Genomic DNA, 17,032 nt, shown 5'->3' with positions numbered 1-17,032 from the left:
CCCCGAAGCCGCCGGAGACGCCGCCGCTCCATCCCCCCGAGGATGGGCCGGGCAGGATGATGAACCCGCCTCCACGGCGGCCCCGATTCATCCGGTACACGACGAACAGAATCACCAGGAAGAGGACGATGAAGCCGACGACGTGGGACGGCTCTGCCTCGTCGCTTCGCACCTTCCCCTTGCGCTGCCACTCCTCGGCGTCGCCGCTCAGGATCGACAGCATGGCATCGATTCCGGCCTTGATGCCGCCGCCGTAATCCCCCGTCTTGAAGCGGGGCGCGATGGAGGTGGTGATGATGACCTTCGACAGGGCGTCGGTGAGCGCCCCTTCGAGGCCGTAGCCGACCTCGATCCTGACCTTGCGGTCGTTGGGCGCCACGAGGAGGAGCGCGCCGTTGTTGGTCTTGGCCTGCCCGATGGCCCAGGAGCGGAACAGCCGGTTGCCGTAATCCTCGATGGTCAGTCCCTGGAGGTTGGGCACCGTCGCCACGACGACCTGATCGGAGGTCTTCTCCTCGTAGGCCTTCAGTTGCGCATCGAGGGCGGCCGTCTCGTCCGGCTTGAGGATACCGGCGGCATCCACGACCCGGCCGCTCAGGGCCGGGAAGGTCGGCTCCGCCGCCATGGCCTCGCCGCGCACCAGCAGCAGCATCCCCGCCAGGATGACGAGGACGAGTGCCATGACGGACGCTGGCGCGCGCCCTCGAACAACCGTTGCCCTCGTCACCGCGCTAGAACTTCACGGTTGGCGGCTTGTCCGAATTGGGCGTCGCCGTGAACGTCTCCATCGGCTTCGATTCGGGATAGAACCACGCGGCGATCCAGCGGCCCGGAATGGTGCGGACCTCGGTGTTGTAGGCCTGGACGGCACCGATATAGTCGCGGCGCGCCACCGCGATCCGGTTCTCGGTACCCTCCAACTGGGATTGCAGCGCCAGGAAGTTCTGGTTCGACTTGAGGTCGGGATAACGCTCGACGGTGACGAGGAGACGGCCCAGGGCGCCGGAGAGCTGGTTCTGGGCGTCCTGGAACTCCTTGAACTTCTGGGGATCGGAGACGGTGGAGGCGTCGACCTTCACGCTCGACGCCTTCGCGCGGGCTTCGGTGACGCCGACGAGCACGTCCTTCTCCTGCTGCGCGTAGCCCTTCACCGTCTCCACGAGGTTCGGGATCAGATCGGCGCGGCGCTGGTACTGGTTCTGAACCTCGCTCCACGAGGATTTCGCGCTCTCCTCCAGGGTGGGCACCCGGTTGATCGCGCCGCAGCCCGAAAGGGTCGTGGCCAGGGCGACGGCGACGAGCGCGGACCGCATCCGGCGGATCAGCGATGGGCGGGGCGAGCGCGCGAAGGGCGCGGCGGCGGCGGGACGCAGAACGGACGGCATGGGTGGCTCCTCGCGGACGGGCGCGGCATCGGGCATGGTATGGACGGGTCCAGGCCCCTGCCGCCCGGCTACGCTCGTGGAGATAGGGCGCGATGCCGCGGGTGAAAGGCCGGGTGGGCGCGCTCCTGCCGTCAAACGCCCTGTCTATCAGGGAGCCGAACGGTTCAAGCGACGGGCCGACTGTTACGCTGGCAGGTTGACAAGGCACCGTGCATGGGTCGCTGTGCCGGCCATGGATGAAACGCCACCTGCCCCACAGGTCGAGAAACCCAGGGTTTCCATCACCTACTGCACGCAGTGTCAGTGGCTCCTGCGCGCCGGCTGGATGGCGCAGGAGCTCCTCTCCACCTTCCGCGACGATATCGGCGAGGTCGCCCTGATCCCGGGGAATGGCGGCGTCTTCCAGATCGTCTGCGGATCGGAGACGATCTGGGACCGGACGCGGGACGGGGGATTTCCCGACGTGAAGACCTTGAAACAGCGTGTCCGCGATCGGCTGGCGCCGTCCCGCGACCTCGGTCACATCGACAGGCCATGACCGCCGAGACCCATCACGACGCCGAGCCCGAGAACCACATCGACCCCGCTTCCGAGCGGACGAAGAGCGGTGGGTGGCAGGCCACGGCCCCGGGCCGGCTGTTCGCGCGCATCCGGCAGCGCGGGTTCTCGACGCAGGTGTATCTGGTCGCCCTCGTGGTGGCGTTGATCGGGCCGGGATTGCTGTTCACGGCGATCCTGCTGTTTCGCTATGCCGGGACCGAGCGGGCGCGCTTCGAGCAGGATGCGCGCGAGAACGTTCGCGGGATCGCCCTCTCCATCGACCGCGACACGGCGGGGCTCGTCTCCGTGCTGCAGACCCTGGCGACGTCGCCCCGCCTGAAGGACTCGGAATTCGAGAATTTCGACGCGCAGGCACGGCTCGTCCGGGAAACCGTCGGGCTCGACATCCTGCTGCGTCGGCCGGACGGCCAGCAACTGGTGAACACCTCGGTCCCGCGCGGAGCGCCGCTGCCGAAGACCGCCCTGCCCTTCGACCGCGAGATCGCATCGGGCACGCAGCGGGCGATGATCTCCGGCATCCTGTCGGGCAGCATGCCCGACCGCGCGACCTATGCCATCGCCGTGCCGGTCCAGACCGAGGGCGAGGTCGCCTATGTCCTCAGCTTCCTCGCGCCGGTGAGCCGGCTGCAGGGCATCCTCGGCCGGGAATACGTCCAGGGCTGGATGACGGGCGTGTCGGACCGGGACGGCATCGCCCTCGCCCGCATCCCCGATCCGGCATCGATCGTCGGGCGCCCGCGCCTCGCGACCCTTCGCCAGCGCCAGACCGAGACGCCGGGGGTTTGGGAAGGCAAGGATTTCAACATGCGCCCCGTCACGGTCGTGGAGGCCCGCTCGCGCCTCACCGGCTGGACGGTGAGCGCGGTGATTCCGAAGGCCCTGGTGGATGCGCGACTGCGCGGATGGATCTGGGCCTTCACCGGCTTCGGCCTCCTCGTCCTCGCGACCTCGTCGATCCTGGCCATCAATCTCTGGTCGAAGGTCTCGCAGCCGCTGCGCCGCCTCGTGGCGACGGGGCCGGCTTTGGCGCGCGGCGAGGCGATCCCGCGCATCACCTCGCCGATCCACGAGATCCGCCGTCTCGGCGACGTGCTGGCGGACGCCTCCCTGCGCCTACGGACCCGAGGCGAGGAACGCGATACGGCGCTCGCCGAGACGGAACGCGGCCTTTCGGCCCTGCGCGAGAGCGAGGCACGATTCCGGCACATGGCGGATTCGGCCCCCGCCCTGATCTGGATGACGGACGAGGTCGGGGAGATCAGCTTCGCCAACCTGCATTTCGACCACCTGTTCGGGAAGCCGGCCAGCGCGCTGGCGGCCGGCGGGTGGCAGACGATCGTCCATCCGGACGACCTGCCGGCGTTCTCCGCCAAGTTCTCTGACGCCTTCGTCGGCCGCGTTCCCGTGAGGGCGGAGGTTCGGGTCGTGGATCGCGACGGGGTGGTGCGCTGGCTGCGATGCGAAGGCGTGCCGCGCCTCGACGATACGGGAACCTTCCTCGGCTATACCGGCTGCAACGTCGACATCACCGATGCCAAGCGCGCGGAAGAGCATCTGCTCCTGCTCATCCATGAACTCAACCACCGCGTGAAGAACACCCTCGCCACCGTCCAATCCATCGCCATCCAGTCCCTGCGCGGCCTCGACACGCCGGAGGCGGCGGCGGCCAAGGCCGCGTTCGAAGCGAGGCTCCTGGCACTCGCCCGCGTTCACGACGTCCTCACCCGCGAAAGCTGGGAGGGAGCGGAACTCGGCAACGTGGTGGCCGATGCCACCGCTCCCCTCGATTCCACCGAAGCGGGTCGATCCCGATTCATCGTGTCGGGACCGCATCTGCGCCTGCCGCCCCGGCTCGCGCTCTCCATCGCCATGGCGCTGCACGAACTCGGCACCAACGCGGTCAAGTACGGCTCGCTCTCGCGGGAGGGTGGCACCGTGACGATCAGCTGGAGCGTGGTGAAGGAGCCGGAAACCCGCCTCCTCCTGCGCTGGAGCGAGAGCGGCGGGCCACCGGTGACGAAGCCGACACGCACCGGGTTCGGCTCGCGCCTCATCGAGCGCAGTCTCGCCCGCGAGCTCGATGGCGAGGTCCAGCTCATGTTCGCGGCCAGCGGCGTGGTCTGCTCGATCGAAGCGCCCGTGCCTCCGCCGACCCTGCTCGAGCGCAAGGCGGGCCTCGTTCCCCTGCGACCCGCGACGCTTCTCCCCCATTCGGCTTGAGCTCTTCAGCGAGCCGAGCAAGTCATGGTGTACGTGCCGCCGAATACTTTCTACACGTCGGTGTCCCATCGTGCCTCGTTCGTCCGCGCGGAATAATCTCCCACCGCATCGGCGCGAAGCTCGGAACAAATTTACTTTAGGGGTTGCGGCGTCCTATGAGCTATAATTCAACTACAAGTACACCGATATCTTATCATTGGTTTGAGATTAATTCTTTTGGCTCAATGGTGTGATTGGGCAAAAGGCGAAACCGAGGATTTTTATCTGCGCGTCATGCTAAGACTAGGTCATTAGATCGGTCGGCTCTTCTGTCTTGGGGCTCCGGTGTTCGATACTGCCATGGAAAAGAAATCGTCCGCAACATGGCGCACGGTTACCATTGGTTGCTGGCGCCGGTATCCGGGAAGTCGACAAACCATTCGTTCCGGCCGGCGCGGAAGGGGGGACTGCTAAGGCGCCATTAAACAATAGCGTTTATGACTTTGTCTTATCGGTATCTCAAGGTTGTAGTTTTATGATTGGCTTCTCCCGAAAGCGTCCGGCCAACGACACGGTTGCGGTGCCTACCGCGGCTCAGCAGACTGAGGCCGACGACCTTCGTCTCGGTGCTGCGGTGGAAGCGCTGATGTCGAGCCAGGGGCTGTCGACGATCGACCTGCCCGACGGAAAGCTCAAATCCGCGATCGAGCGCCTCAACGGCCGTGGCGAGGACGACAATCAGCGTAACCTCTCCTCCATCGCCACCATGGCGAAGGAGACGTCCGAGGCGGCCATCAACATCGGCTGGATGACCTACGATGTCGGCGAAGTCGCCCGCGCCACGCAGACGATCGCCGGCGCCACGGAAGAGATGGCGGCATCCATCGCCGAGGTCTCCCAGACGTCCGACACGGTCGTCACCGTCGCCCAGGACGCCCTGACCGCCATGAGCGCCTGCATCGGCGACGGGCGCGAGGCCAAGTCCGCCATGCAGGAGATCGACGTCCGCACCTCGCTCATCTCGGAGCGGGTCGTGGTGCTGGAGCGGGCCATCGCCCAGATCGAGGTCATGGCGACCGCCATCGCGTCGATCTCCGCCCAAACCAACCTGCTCGCCCTCAACGCGACCATCGAGGCGGCGCGCGCCGGCGAGGCCGGTCGCGGGTTCTCCGTGGTCGCGGCCGAAGTGAAGTCGCTGTCCGCCCAGACCGCCAAGTCCACGGGCGAGATCCGGGGGCTTCTCAGCACGCTGACATCGGAGATGTCGGCCATCTCCACCGCCGTCGGCGAGAGCCGGAATGCGGTCACGTCCGGCCGGGCCATCGTCGAGCAACTGGAAACGCGGGTCGAGCAGACCAACGAGCGGATCTCCCAGGCGAGCGACCTGAACCAGGCGATCTCGCAGATGCTCGCCCAGCAGCGTTCGGCCACCGCCGAAATCTCCACCAGCGTGCAGAACATCGCCGGCAAGGCCGCCAAGACCCATGAGGAGATCGACAAGATCACGACGCGTCTCGTGAAGGCCGAGGATTTCGGCCGGACCGCCCTCGCGGCGGAAAGCGGACGCGTCAAGGCCCATGGCCTGGTCTGCCTGCCGGCGGATGTCGGCATGTGGAAGCGCAAGCTCGCCCGCATCCTCGTCGGCCTCGCCCCGGCCGCGTCCTCCGATCCGACGATGCTCGGCCGCGCGGATCACAGCGTCTGCACGGACCTGCGGAATGGCCCGCTGCGCGATCATCCGGCACTGGCCCGTCTCGCCGCTGCCGAGAAGACAGCGCTCGAGGAAGCCAAGACGATGACCGACGCCGTCGCCGCGAACAATTGGGACGTGGGCACGCCGGCCTATCAGGCCGCTTCCGCCGCCATGAAGGAGATGCTCGCGGCGGCCAAAGAGTTGCTCGCCGTCAAGGCTGCGTGATCGACGCCCCTTGTGGGTAGCGCGCACTCGAACGTTCCGAAGTCCCGCGGGCGGCCCCTTGTTGCCGGCCGCGGGTTTCGGCATGGCTTGAGCGCGTCGCCACGCGAGAACCCGAACCGTTTCATGATCCGACCGGACGCTCCTCCACCGGCCCGTTTCAATGCCGCCCGCCACTGTCTCGCTGAGAATGCGCGCCTGCGGCCGGACAAGACCGCGCTGATCATGGCGGGCGCGGAGGACGGGGCGTTTCACCTGACCTTCGCCGAGGCCGACCGTGCCGTGCGCGGCATCGCCGCCGGTCTCCTCGCCCTCGGCCTGCGCCGCGGCGACCGCGTGATGATCCGGATGGGCAACGAGGCGGATTACGTCCTCGTGTATTTCGGCGCCCTCGCCGCCGGGCTGGTGGCCCTCCCCTCCTCGCCCCAGCTGACGCCGGCGGAAGCCATGTTCCTCATTGAGAATTCCGGCGCCGCCGTCGTGGTGACCGGGGCGGGCCACCGTCTCGACCCGGCCGAGGCCGAGGGCCGCATCGTCCTTGGCCCCTCCGAGATCGCCGCGATGAAGCGTGCCGAGCCGGTGGCGGAGTACGCCGACACCGCGGCGGACGATCCGGCGACCCTGGTCTACACCTCCGGCACCACCAGCCGGCCGAAGGGCGTGCTCCATGCCCATCGCGCGATCTGGGGGCGCCGCCCGATGCATGCGCATTGGCTGGGGCTGACGGAGGCCGACGTCATGCTGCATGCCGGCACCATGAACTGGACCTATACGCTCGGCGTCGGCATCACCGATCCCTGGGCCTGCGGCGCCACGAGCGTCCTCTACGACGGGCCCCGCGATCCCGCCGTATGGCCAGCCCTCATCGCCCGGCACGGTGCGACGCTGTTTGCCGCCGTGCCGAGCCTCTACCGCCAGATCCTGAAATACGCCGATCTGTCCGCGCACGATCTGTCCCGCCTGCGGCACGGCTGCACCGCCGGCGAGGCCCTTCCCGCCGAACTGCTGGACGCCTGGACCGCCGCCACCGGCAAGCCCCTCTACGAGGCGCTCGGCATGAGCGAGATCTCCACCTATGTCTCCAGCGGCCCCACCATCCCGGTGAAGCCCGGCTCTCCCGGCAAGCCCCAGCCCGGGCGCCGCGTGGCGATCCTGCCCGTGGACGGGCCGGACGAGCCGCTGCCGGAGGGCGAGACGGGGCTCCTCGCGATCCACCGCACGGAGCCCGGCCTGATGCTCGGCTACTGGAACCGGCCCGAGGAGGAAGCCGCTGTCCTGCGCGGCGAATGGTTCGCGGGCGGCGATCTCGCGAGCCTCGACGGGGACGGCTACCTCTGGTTCCACGGGCGCAACGACGACTTGATGAACGCCCTCGGCTACCGGGTCTCGCCCAACGAGGTCGAGGGCGTGGTCGGGGGGCATCCCTCTGTGGCGGAAGTCGGCGTCACCGAACTCGCCGTCCGGGCCGACCTGAAGGTCATCGCCGCCTTCGTGGTGCTGAAGCCCGGGGAAGAAGCGGATGGACCCTCGATCCTGGCCTGGTGCGCCGAGAGACTGGCCGCCTACAAATGCCCGCGCGAGGTCCGGTTCCTCGATGCCCTGCCCCGTACCGCCAATGGCAAGGTCCAGCGCAAGCGGCTCGCCGACCAGCCGGTCGCGGCTTGAGGTCGAGATCGCCGGGCCAGCCCTGCCGATCCCGAGTCCAGGGTCTTCGTTCCATGACGAACGTGGCGAGAAAGGTGTATCGGCCGGCCGGACCGATATCGTAGAGCCCTCACCATGTCCGCGCCGCCGCTTTCGATCTTCCTCATCGCCTTCAACGAAGCAGACCGGATCGGCGCGACCATCCGCGCGGTCCGTGACCTGACCGACGACCTCGTGGTGGTCGATTCCGGCTCCACCGATGGAACGCAGGCCCTGGCGGCCTCCCTCGGTGCGCGGGTGATCCACAACACCTGGTCCGGCTACGGCCCGCAGAAGCGCTTCGCCGAGACCGTCTGCCGTCACGACTGGCTGCTCAACCTCGATGCCGACGAGGTGGTGCCCCCGGACCTCTCCGACGCCATCCGGACCTTGTTCGCCGCCGGTGAACCCGCCCACCCGGCCTATCGCATCGCCATCGCGGAGATCTTCCCCGGTGAGTCGAGGCCCCATCCCTGGGCCTATGCCCTGCATCCCGTGCGCCTCTACCGCAAGGACAGGGGCCGCTACTCGCCCTCCCCCGTCCACGACCGGGTGGAGCTCGATCCCGGCGCCAGCGTCGGACGCCTGAAGGGGGTCATCCACCACTTTTCCGTGCGCTCGCTCGGCGATCAGCTCGACAAGCTCAACCGCTATTCCGACCAGCAGGCCCGGGACCTCGAAGCCCGTGGCGTCACGATTCCCACCTGGCGGATCTTCGTCGAGCTGCCGCTGAATTTCCTGAAGGCCTATCTCGGCCGGCGCCATTTCGTGAGGGGCGTCTACGGCTTCCTCACAGCCGCGAACTACGCGATCTCCCGCCATCTCCGGGTGGCCAAGCACTACGAACGGCGCAGCGCGCTAATTTCCACCCCGTTGCCGCCTATTGAACCGGCCAAGCGGGTTGACCCGTCCGACGCGAAATTCTAGAGCCACCCCTACGGAGACGTGGCCGAGCGGCTGAAGGCACTCGTTTGCTAAATGAGCATACCCCGAAAGGGGTATCGAGGGTTCGAATCCCTCCGTCTCCGCCATATGGCCCCTAAACCCTTGCGATAACGGCATCTTTCTGATGCCGTAGGCTTCTGAGTGCGCTCCTGCTACGAAGGAGTGCTACGAAGTCATGAGGCAGATGGTGGGTCTGGTCCAGCGTCGGGGCATCTTCTATTTTCGTCGCACCATTCCGGAAGCGCTGCGCGCGAACATGCCGGCCGTGCTCGGAACCGCAGGCCATGGAATTTTCGACGAGGGCGCTCCCGTCTCTCTGAAAGCGAGCAGAGCAGGCCGCGAGTTCTGGGTCAGCCTTGGGACCCGCGATGAGGATGAGGCTCGCCGCCGAGCGCGCCGTCTGGATGGTGAGGCAGACACTCTTATCAGCCTCGCCAAGCGTCGCCTTCTTCTAAGCTCACAGCCGTTGATCTCACAGCTCGACAACGAGACCATTCAGAAGCTGGTCGCCATCTTCCGCCACCGCAAACTCGCCAATGACGAAGCCCTGCGTCGGGGAGCCGTGCCGCTGAGCCCCGAAGCCTTCACTGCCCTCAGCCAGGAGATCGCTGCCAGGGAAGCTGAGCTGCGCGATGCCAACGCGCGCGGTGACTGCGCTGCAGCTCACTTCAGCCACGATGCGATGATGACCGTCATCGATGCTGGATTGAACATCGCATACGGTTCTCCGGCGGATCGGCGCCTCTATATGGCGTTCGTCGAAGCAGAGTTGGAGGTGATGACGATCCTCAGGGATCGACAAGGCGGAGCCACCCGGCCCACGCCTGCCCTGACGTCGATCACTCGACTCGATGATCGGACGGAGCGCTTGATTCGGTCTCCCCGCGAGAAGGTGGGTGCACCAACCCCGGAAGAAATTTTGCAGGGTTGGAAACGTGATCATAAGCCGGCCGAGAAGACCTTCTATACGTTCTCCAGCAAGGTCCACCGATGGACCTCCTTTCTCACGGAACGAGGTTTGACATTCCACAATGCCAGCCTCTCGGATGCTTCTGACTGGAAGAGCGCCTCTGCTGCCAAGCGGTCGGCACAAAGCGTTTCGAATGACCTCAACGCCATCAAAGCAATTTACAGCTGGGCCGTGGCGAATGGAAAATGCTCAGTTAATCCCTTCGCGGGCCTGAAGCAGCCTCGGGCCGGCATGAAAGGGCAACGGCGATCAGCAAAACGCGATTTCACCGACGAAGAAACCGTTCGCGTCCTCATGGCCGCACGTGACCGCAACGGCTATCGAAGGTGGGTTCCCTGGATCGCCTGTTTCACGGGCGCACGCATTTCAGAGATCTGCCAGTTGGAAAAATCCGACGTCGCCTCGTCTATGGGAATTCACTATTTTCGGATGACGGTTGAATACGACAACGAAGGAGAAGTTGCAGCATCCGAAGAAATCAGAATTGCAAAGAAAAATCTCAAAAACTTTAGTTCGAAACGCCACATTCCAATCCATCCTCAGTTAATAGAGGAAGGATTTTTACTATTCGTTGCGTCGTGTAAAACAAACGATCTATTTTCCGACGCAACGCCGGATCGATTCGGCAATCGTGGGGGAAACGCAACTAAGGTGATTAGTAGATGGGTAAGAGATAAAATTGGGATTACGGATCCTCGCATCAGCCCAAGCCATTCCTTCAGACACCGTTTCTCAACCCAATGCAAAAATTGTGGAATTCCGCCGGAGATCAGGAACAGACTGATGGGCCATAGTGAAGGCGAATCGAGCGAGCTCTATGGCGATGATTATTCAGTTGAGATGTTGTTCGCCGCGATTAAGCAAATTCCTGTGCCGGGTGGGCTAAAAAAATAGTGCCTATCACATGGCTCAAAGGCACGCCGCCGACGCTCCAGTGGATGGTTTTGTCACCGCCCTACACATTTATCGGATATATGAAAGGAACCGAAATTGTATGAGCTTTACCCCGCCAGATAGGACGATGCAGATCGGGAACGCCCGTGCGATGACAGCGGAGATCGCCCACACTCTGCACGCCGAGAGCTACATGCAGAGGCGGTGGCGGAAGGACTGTTGTGAGGGGCCTTCTTTGCGTTGGCCAATGATCGCGACCTGTTTCTGACCGTGCTAGCTGTTCATACGGTGAGAACATCACCGGTCGTGACGTACACAACCATTCCTTCCGGGATGCCTGTTACATCTAGATAACGCCGAACCTGCGATCGATAATGGTCCGAGGTGGCGGGAGTCGGGTTTACGTCGCTCTTCCAGTCGACGACCAGCACCGGCTTACCGTCGTCACCGATGGCGAGCGCATCAACGATTCCGAAAATGGCAAGCTCGAACCCGTCGTCCTGGGCCGAACCATAAACCGGCAGCTCGGGGACCAGCTTCGACCGGATGGCGGCGACCTTCGGCAGGGCCAGGGTTTTCGCGACGGTGCTGGCCATTTCATCCGCAGACAGACCACTGGCGGGATCTGATCCCGGCTCACGGCCAAGATCCCGGATGAGATCGCCGGCCCTGTCGGCCAGCGCGCCAATATCCTCTGCCGTTTCGCCGGTCAGCACCTCCTCCAGGAGCTTGTGAATGACAAGTCCCCGCTCGCGGCCACCCTGGATTGAGAACGCTTCGTTCGCGGGCGGCCCGTCGTTGTCCGCAACCACAATCTGCGGGACGGACGCGATATCGAGCGGACCCGAGGAATCCTCGTCCCTGCTCGGCGCGACCCAGCGCAGCCTGGTGGCAGCTGCCACGATAGCCGCAGCCTCGCCCGCAAAAATCTCGCGCGTCTGTGCATTCTCGGGATCGCCGTCGATGGTCTCGAATCCGGGCGGATGCTGCTCGATCTCGACCAGCGGCAGGTTGTCGAGGTCGAAGTCCATCAGCCCGTTCCAGCTGGTCTTCCCCGGCGGGACATCGAGCTTCGGCAAAACGAGCAGTTCGCGGGCGCGGGTCGCTGCCACGTACCAGAGCCGCAGCCGTTCGCGCTCCCGTTCGGCGACCTCAGCGGCCTTGGCATCCTCGTAGCCGGTCGGGGCAACGCCGAAAATCGGCAGGTAGATGGTCTTCGTATCGTTGTCGATGATCGGGTCGCGCACGTCATTGCCGGCCGTCATCGTGTTGATCGGTACGACGATAGGCCATTCGAGACCCTTGGAAGCGTGCATCGTCACCAGCGAGACCGCTTCCTCCTGAGCATCGGGACGTCCTTCGACGGACCGGGTCTTTCCCTCCCAAGCAGCCTTCATGGCGTCTGCGAAGGCCCGCAGTCCGCGCACCCCATAGGGCTGTGCCAGGCTGAGGAAGAGATCGACATTGGCCAGCGGGCGCTCGGCTTGGCCACCGTGGCGATGGAGCAGGATAGGCCGTACGCGCAGGACGTCGATTGCCTCGGCCAGCAGCTGATACGGGGTGGTGCGGTTGATTCCGCGCCGCAGTGACTGCAGCTTCTCGATGACCTCGCGCGCATGGCTATTCTCGATCGCCTGCGGATCGAGGTGAATGGTGAGCTTCGGTCGCGCGTCGGGCTGCTCCGGATCGCGCGGCTGGCTCCAGACGAGATCGAGCAGTTGCTCCTCGGTCAGTCCCACCAACGGGCCACGCAGCAGCGCCAGCAGGGCGAGGCTGTCACGACTGTCCGCCATCACGCGCGTGATGGCGATAAGGTCCTGGATTTCCTGGCGCCGGTAAAAACCCTTGCCTGCTTGCGTCGCGACCGGCACGCCGCGCTTTTCGAGCGCCTCCTCGTACCGCCATAACTCGGTGCCACCCGGTGCCAGCAGCGCGATGTCGCCAGGCCGGCAGGGCCGGCGCGTGTCGGTTTTCCGATCGACGATGATCTGGCTGCCGATTAGGCGGCAGCACATCTCGGCCACCGCCTCGGCTTCGCAGTCGCGTTGCGCGCCCGCCTTGGCCTTGCCGTCCTCTCCCGCGCATGCGACCGGGAGGGCGGCCACGCACAGCCCTTCCCCGTGGTCCGGGTGGAAGCTGTCGAGGGCGGTGAACCCTGGCTGCCCCTTCTCGACCGTCATATGCGGCGCGAAACGCTCGTTCACATAAGCGAGGATCGCCGTGCAGGAGCGGAAGTTGGTCGAGATCGACAGCAAGGCGTCCGGGTCTTGCTCCCGGATTGCTTCGCGTGCTCGGATGTACGCGGCCACATCGGCACCGCGGAAGCGGTAGATCGCCTGCTTGGGATCGCCCACGAGGAACAGGGCTCCCGGTCTGATCCGGTACCGCGCCCAATCCTGCGGGTCGGCGCCATCGACCGGATCGCCGCATAGCCGCCAGAAGATCTCGGTCTGGAGCGGATCGGTGTCCTGGAACTCGTCCACCAGCACATGCGCGTAACGCGTCGCCAGCGCTCGTCGCACCGCCGGATGATCGCGCAGCAGGTCGCGCGCCGCGAAGATCAGGTCATCGAAATCGAGCAGCGCCGTGGAGCGCTTATAGGTCCGGAAGCTGTCGGCGATAGGTTGAATGGCCGTGATCAGATCGGCCAGTACGCGGGCCGCTACCGCCTGGAGCAGTGCCGTCCAGCCCTGGCAGCAGGTAAGATGCAGCGCTTCGGCCTGCTCGTTGAGCAGACCGCCATCCGCTTTGGCCAAGCCGGCTGCTTTTGCCGCGGCTTCCCATTTGCCCTTTTTCTTATAGACACTGAAACTGCCCTTGGCCGTACACAATGATGGGTGCGGCACCGACGCGAGCAGGCGGACGAGCGCTGCGGGAGTATCGTCGCCAGCTGCACCCGCAACGGCTACGCCCATTTCAACGAAGGCCGTGGCGGCAGCGATGCTCTCCGGTTCCTGGGCCTTCGCGCCGGTCACGAAAGCGCAATAGGCGTCTGAAGCCGCGCGATAGGCCTCGGCCAAAGGCGCGATGGCTACAGTCACGGGTGCCGCCAGGACGCGATTGTCGCGCAGCGCGCCGGCGGCGATAGCGATCAGCTCACTCGCCTTGGTCGGGTTGCGGAACACCAGCTCGGCGACGAGACTCTCCTCGCCCGAGTTGAGCGTGTCGCGCAGCCAGCGATCGACGGTATCGCCGAACACCAGGTCAGCCTGGCCAGCGTCCATCAACGAAGCCCCCGGATCGATGTCGGCCTCGACCGGATAAGGCTTGATGAGCCTCTGGCAGAAGCCGTGGATCGTCGAGCAGGTGATCTCGTCGATGGCGGCTGCGGCCTGATCAAGATTGCCCCGCTGCCCGGCCGAAAGGCCGTCCGACAGCGCGATGCGCAGCTCTCGCGGAACATGCCCGTCAAGCAATTCGTCTATGAAATCGCGAACACGGGCCAGCAGCTCGCTGGCAGCGAGTTCGGTGAAGGTCACGGCTGCGATCGCTTTGGGCGCGGCACCGCCGGCGAGCAACAGGACAAGCCTGCCAGCCATCACGGCGGTCTTGCCCGAGCCGGCACCGGCCTCGACCAGGACGGAGCGATCATGCGCGGTCATGGCGGCCAGCCGGGCAGCCTCGTCACGGAGGACGGGAACGACGCTGGCCATCAGATCGCCTCCCAGACGAGTGCGGCATCGCCCAGCGCCTCGCGGACCGGGTCGAGCTTGCGAGGGCAATACCCGTTGGTGGCATTCGCCGGCAGCGCGAAGCTCAGATCGTCATACTCCCCGCCATTGTCCGGCCCGATCAACGCCCGCCCGGCGAGCAGGTTTTGCCGCGCCGCCCGAAGATGGGTAGCCAGCGCCTCCAGCACGACGGCGGGCTCTTCGAGTTGACGTGTCTCGGTATCGCGCGGGTAAAGCAACGCTGCATAGATCTCGATCTCGTCGCCGAGAAGCGCTTTCACCGCATAGGCGTAAAGGCAGCGCTGCAGCTCCTTACCTCCTTGCAGAGTCACCGGTTTCGCGGGCAACCGGCCGCTCTTGTAGTCGAGGACCCGCGCCTGCCGGCCGTCACCGGAAAGATCGAGCCGGTCGATATAGCCCGAGATCCGGAACCCAGTGTCGGCGATCGCGACCGGACCGGCGGGATTCCAGGGCAAGCCGCCGCCAGACTTGGCCGACTGACCGCCAAAAGGCACCTCTGTGTAGCTCTTCTGTCCGTCGAGGGCCGCGCCCGGGTGTTGAAGCGCGTTGCGGGCGGTGTCCCGGGTGTCCTCGACCGTGCGCCGCCACACCACCAATGGCGGCACCGCCTGCTGGCCCTGCCACTGCTCGGCCACGGCCGCGGCTGCCTGCTCGATGGCGGATTCGATCTGATCCGGTCCTGCGGCGGCAAGGCTACCCTGCCGTTCCAGCATCCGCACGGCATGATCGAGTGTTTCGTGGAGCAGAATGCCGCTCTGGCGCGCGTCGAGCACCAGCGCCTCCTCTGCGCTTTCCGGTGCCCTGACCCCGAGCGCATAGCTCCAGGTGAAACCGAGCGGGTTGCGCAGCAGCTTGGTCAGTGAGCTCGCCGACTGCACGCGATCGAGCGCAGCGAGGAGCGCGGGGTGATCGGGTGGGACGATCCCATCATGCGGGGTCACCGCGGGTTGCTGCCAGTGGCGCCAGCACTCCGCCACCGCGCGCCCCTGGGCGCCGTCAACGAAATCGGCGGGACGGGCGAGCAGCCGGTCGGTCTCGCTCATCGCGTGGTCTGGCCGCCGGTTGCGCCGGATGTAGCGGAAGTCCGGCTGTCCGCGCAGCAGCGGGCTTTTGCCGAGCAGCCGCCCTTCCTTGTCACGGCGCGCGCGCGACAGCACGACCTGGGTGGTCGTGGTTCGCAGGATGGTCTCGAAGTCGCGCCGATCGGCCGCCGTGACGGGCCATGGGTCGATCTCTCCCGTGGGCACGATGTGATCCGACAGCAGCCGGTCTTCGGAGATTCGTCGTGGCCATCCGGTCGAGGTGAGGCCAAGCAGGCGCACGAACTTGCGGGGCGAGGCCGCGAGCGCCGATGCCGGCAGCCAAGCCACCGACACGCACGCCTCGGAGGGGTCTTCCTGGCGAAGCCCGTCGATGGTGACGTCGATCGCGGCCCCGCTGCCGGCGAGCAGGGCCTTCCTCCAGATGCGGAGCGCGGCGCCTGACAGGAATACGGGGCCGGTCTCTTCGGCAAGGGCGGACCCGCCGGCAAGCCTTTCGATGATGGCGCGCAGTTTGGGCGTATGGTCAATGCCGTCGGGCCAATGCTCGGCGGTAAGGCCATTCAGGAACTGCGCCCAGGCATTTGCGGACGAAAGTGGCGCACCGGACGGTAGGACCCGCTGCCAGGCGTCCGGCAGCTCCTTGAACGGCCCTAAGCCAGAGAGCAGCGTCGCAAGCCGCCGCAGTCGCGTTTGGGAGATACCGCGCACAAGGATGTCAGCAAGCGCCGCGGCCGCCTGACCGTCGCGGGTGGTCACCACCCGGATACTATGAACGAAGTGAAGATCGAGGTTGGCGTCTGCCCTGAGGGCCATGAACTCGTCGTCGTAGGCCGCGGGTGCGGCGGCGGCGATCGCGATCTCGGCCGGCTTGGCGGTCCCGCTCGCGATCAATTCGCGCGCCCAGCGCAGCGCCTCGATCGCTTCATGATAGCCACTGGCGGCGCTTATTGCCTCCACCTGCGGCGTGGCGGGGGCCGAGCGGATAATCTTGACCGCGGAGCCTTCGATCCACTCGGGGAGCGACCGTGGTCCGGCGTTCCAGCGCACCGGTAGCGTCTCCGCGAGTGAGAGCAGCAGGTCGCGCCAGCAGGGCGCAAGTTCGCTGATGCCGAGGATCTCGATCTCGCCGAACAGGACGGGTGCATGGGAGATGCGCGCCAAGGCTTTGCAGGCAAGATCGGCAGGCCGGAGCATCGACGCAGGCAGACCGGCCAGAACAGCTTTCTCAAGCGTCGCCATGGCAGCCAAGCGGGGGTGAACGGCGCTTCTCCCCGAGAGGTCGAGGCCGGTTCGCCAGACCTTCTGCAGCGTATCGGCGGCCGCGCCGACCATGCCAGGCAAAAGCTTGATGGCGTCCAGCTCCCCCAGCATCGTGTCTGGTAAGGCTTGCTGTATGGCATCGCGCAACGCCTCGGCATCAATGGGCTGCATGAACCCCCCAGCGAGCCGGGCCGCCATCTGCTCGAAGGACATCACCTGAACGCCGTGACGCTGGCCACGCGCGGCATCGAGACGAATTTCACGAGAGGCAAGGCGGCCGTGCGCTATGTAGGTCCGCCGCTTCATGATCCCGCCCTGTTCCGCCCCTTAATTAATGGCGAGCGTAGATGAGCGAAGGGACTGGATCAACGACACGTTCCGTATAAACACCCAGATAAGTCATAGAAAATAAACCAGAATTAAGCGCCTAATTAAAAAATAATGTTTTCCGTTTTCATGGCAATAAAGCCGTATTTTGATTGGAA

At 65.5% G+C, this 17,032-nt stretch carries 10 protein-coding genes and 1 tRNA gene; 7 read left to right on the top strand and 4 right to left on the bottom strand.

Going from position 1 to position 17,032, the window contains the following annotated elements; translation table 11 throughout:
- Both FV220_RS10585 and FV220_RS10580 read right to left on the bottom strand, forming a co-directional pair.
- Window positions 1-682 (bottom strand): TPM domain-containing protein (locus FV220_RS10585; protein WP_147831242.1); only part of this gene is annotated, 682 nt, incomplete at its 3' end.
- Between the two features lie 49 nt (window positions 683-731).
- Window positions 732-1,385, bottom strand: coding sequence for a LemA family protein (locus FV220_RS10580; RefSeq protein WP_147831240.1), 654 nt, complete (start codon window positions 1,383-1,385; stop codon window positions 732-734).
- 232 nt (window positions 1,386-1,617) lie between these two features.
- On the opposite strand from FV220_RS10580, the gene FV220_RS10575 reads away from it, so the two are divergent.
- The 7 genes from FV220_RS10575 (at window position 1,618) to FV220_RS10545 (ending at window position 10,552) form a co-directional block, all read left to right on the top strand.
- Window positions 1,618-1,923 (top strand): SelT/SelW/SelH family protein, encoded by a 306-nt coding sequence (locus FV220_RS10575; protein ID WP_147831238.1) that lies wholly within the window; start codon window positions 1,618-1,620, stop codon window positions 1,921-1,923.
- Between the two features lie 98 nt (window positions 1,924-2,021).
- Window positions 2,022-4,166 (top strand): HWE histidine kinase domain-containing protein, encoded by a 2,145-nt coding sequence (locus tag FV220_RS10570; RefSeq protein ID WP_147831244.1) that lies wholly within the window; start codon window positions 2,022-2,024, stop codon window positions 4,164-4,166.
- Between the two features lie 559 nt (window positions 4,167-4,725).
- Window positions 4,726-6,063, top strand: coding sequence for a methyl-accepting chemotaxis protein (locus FV220_RS10565; RefSeq protein WP_238253801.1), 1,338 nt, complete (start codon window positions 4,726-4,728; stop codon window positions 6,061-6,063).
- A 123-nt stretch (window positions 6,064-6,186) separates the two neighbouring features.
- Window positions 6,187-7,725, top strand: a complete 1,539-nt coding sequence (locus tag FV220_RS10560) for an AMP-binding protein (RefSeq protein ID WP_147831236.1) — start codon at window positions 6,187-6,189, stop codon at window positions 7,723-7,725.
- 114 nt (window positions 7,726-7,839) lie between these two features.
- Window positions 7,840-8,670, top strand: a complete 831-nt coding sequence (locus FV220_RS10555) for a glycosyltransferase family 2 protein (protein WP_056146135.1) — start codon at window positions 7,840-7,842, stop codon at window positions 8,668-8,670.
- A gap of 12 nt (window positions 8,671-8,682) precedes the next feature.
- Window positions 8,683-8,774 (top strand) — tRNA-Ser (locus FV220_RS10550).
- A gap of 89 nt (window positions 8,775-8,863) precedes the next feature.
- Window positions 8,864-10,552, top strand: a complete 1,689-nt coding sequence (locus tag FV220_RS10545) for a DUF6538 domain-containing protein (protein WP_147831234.1) — start codon at window positions 8,864-8,866, stop codon at window positions 10,550-10,552.
- A gap of 281 nt (window positions 10,553-10,833) precedes the next feature.
- Here FV220_RS10545 and FV220_RS10540 read toward each other — a convergent pair whose 3' ends face one another.
- Both FV220_RS10540 and FV220_RS10535 read right to left on the bottom strand, forming a co-directional pair.
- Window positions 10,834-14,205 carry a UvrD-helicase domain-containing protein gene (locus tag FV220_RS10540; RefSeq protein ID WP_147831232.1) on the bottom strand — a complete coding sequence of 1,124 codons (3,372 nt, stop codon included), beginning with the start codon at window positions 14,203-14,205 and terminating at the stop codon, window positions 10,834-10,836.
- Complete coding sequence (locus FV220_RS10535; RefSeq protein WP_147831230.1) at window positions 14,205-16,853, bottom strand: PD-(D/E)XK nuclease family protein; 2,649 nt, start codon at window positions 16,851-16,853, stop codon at window positions 14,205-14,207. The genes FV220_RS10540 and FV220_RS10535 overlap by 1 nt, the downstream gene beginning before the upstream one ends.
- Between the last annotated feature and the right edge of the window lie 179 nt (window positions 16,854-17,032).

It is taken from the genome of Methylobacterium sp. WL19 (assembly GCF_008040005.1).
Classification (GTDB): domain Bacteria; phylum Pseudomonadota; class Alphaproteobacteria; order Rhizobiales; family Beijerinckiaceae; genus Methylobacterium; species Methylobacterium bullatum.
This window is presented reverse-complemented; position numbering and strand designations above follow the sequence as displayed.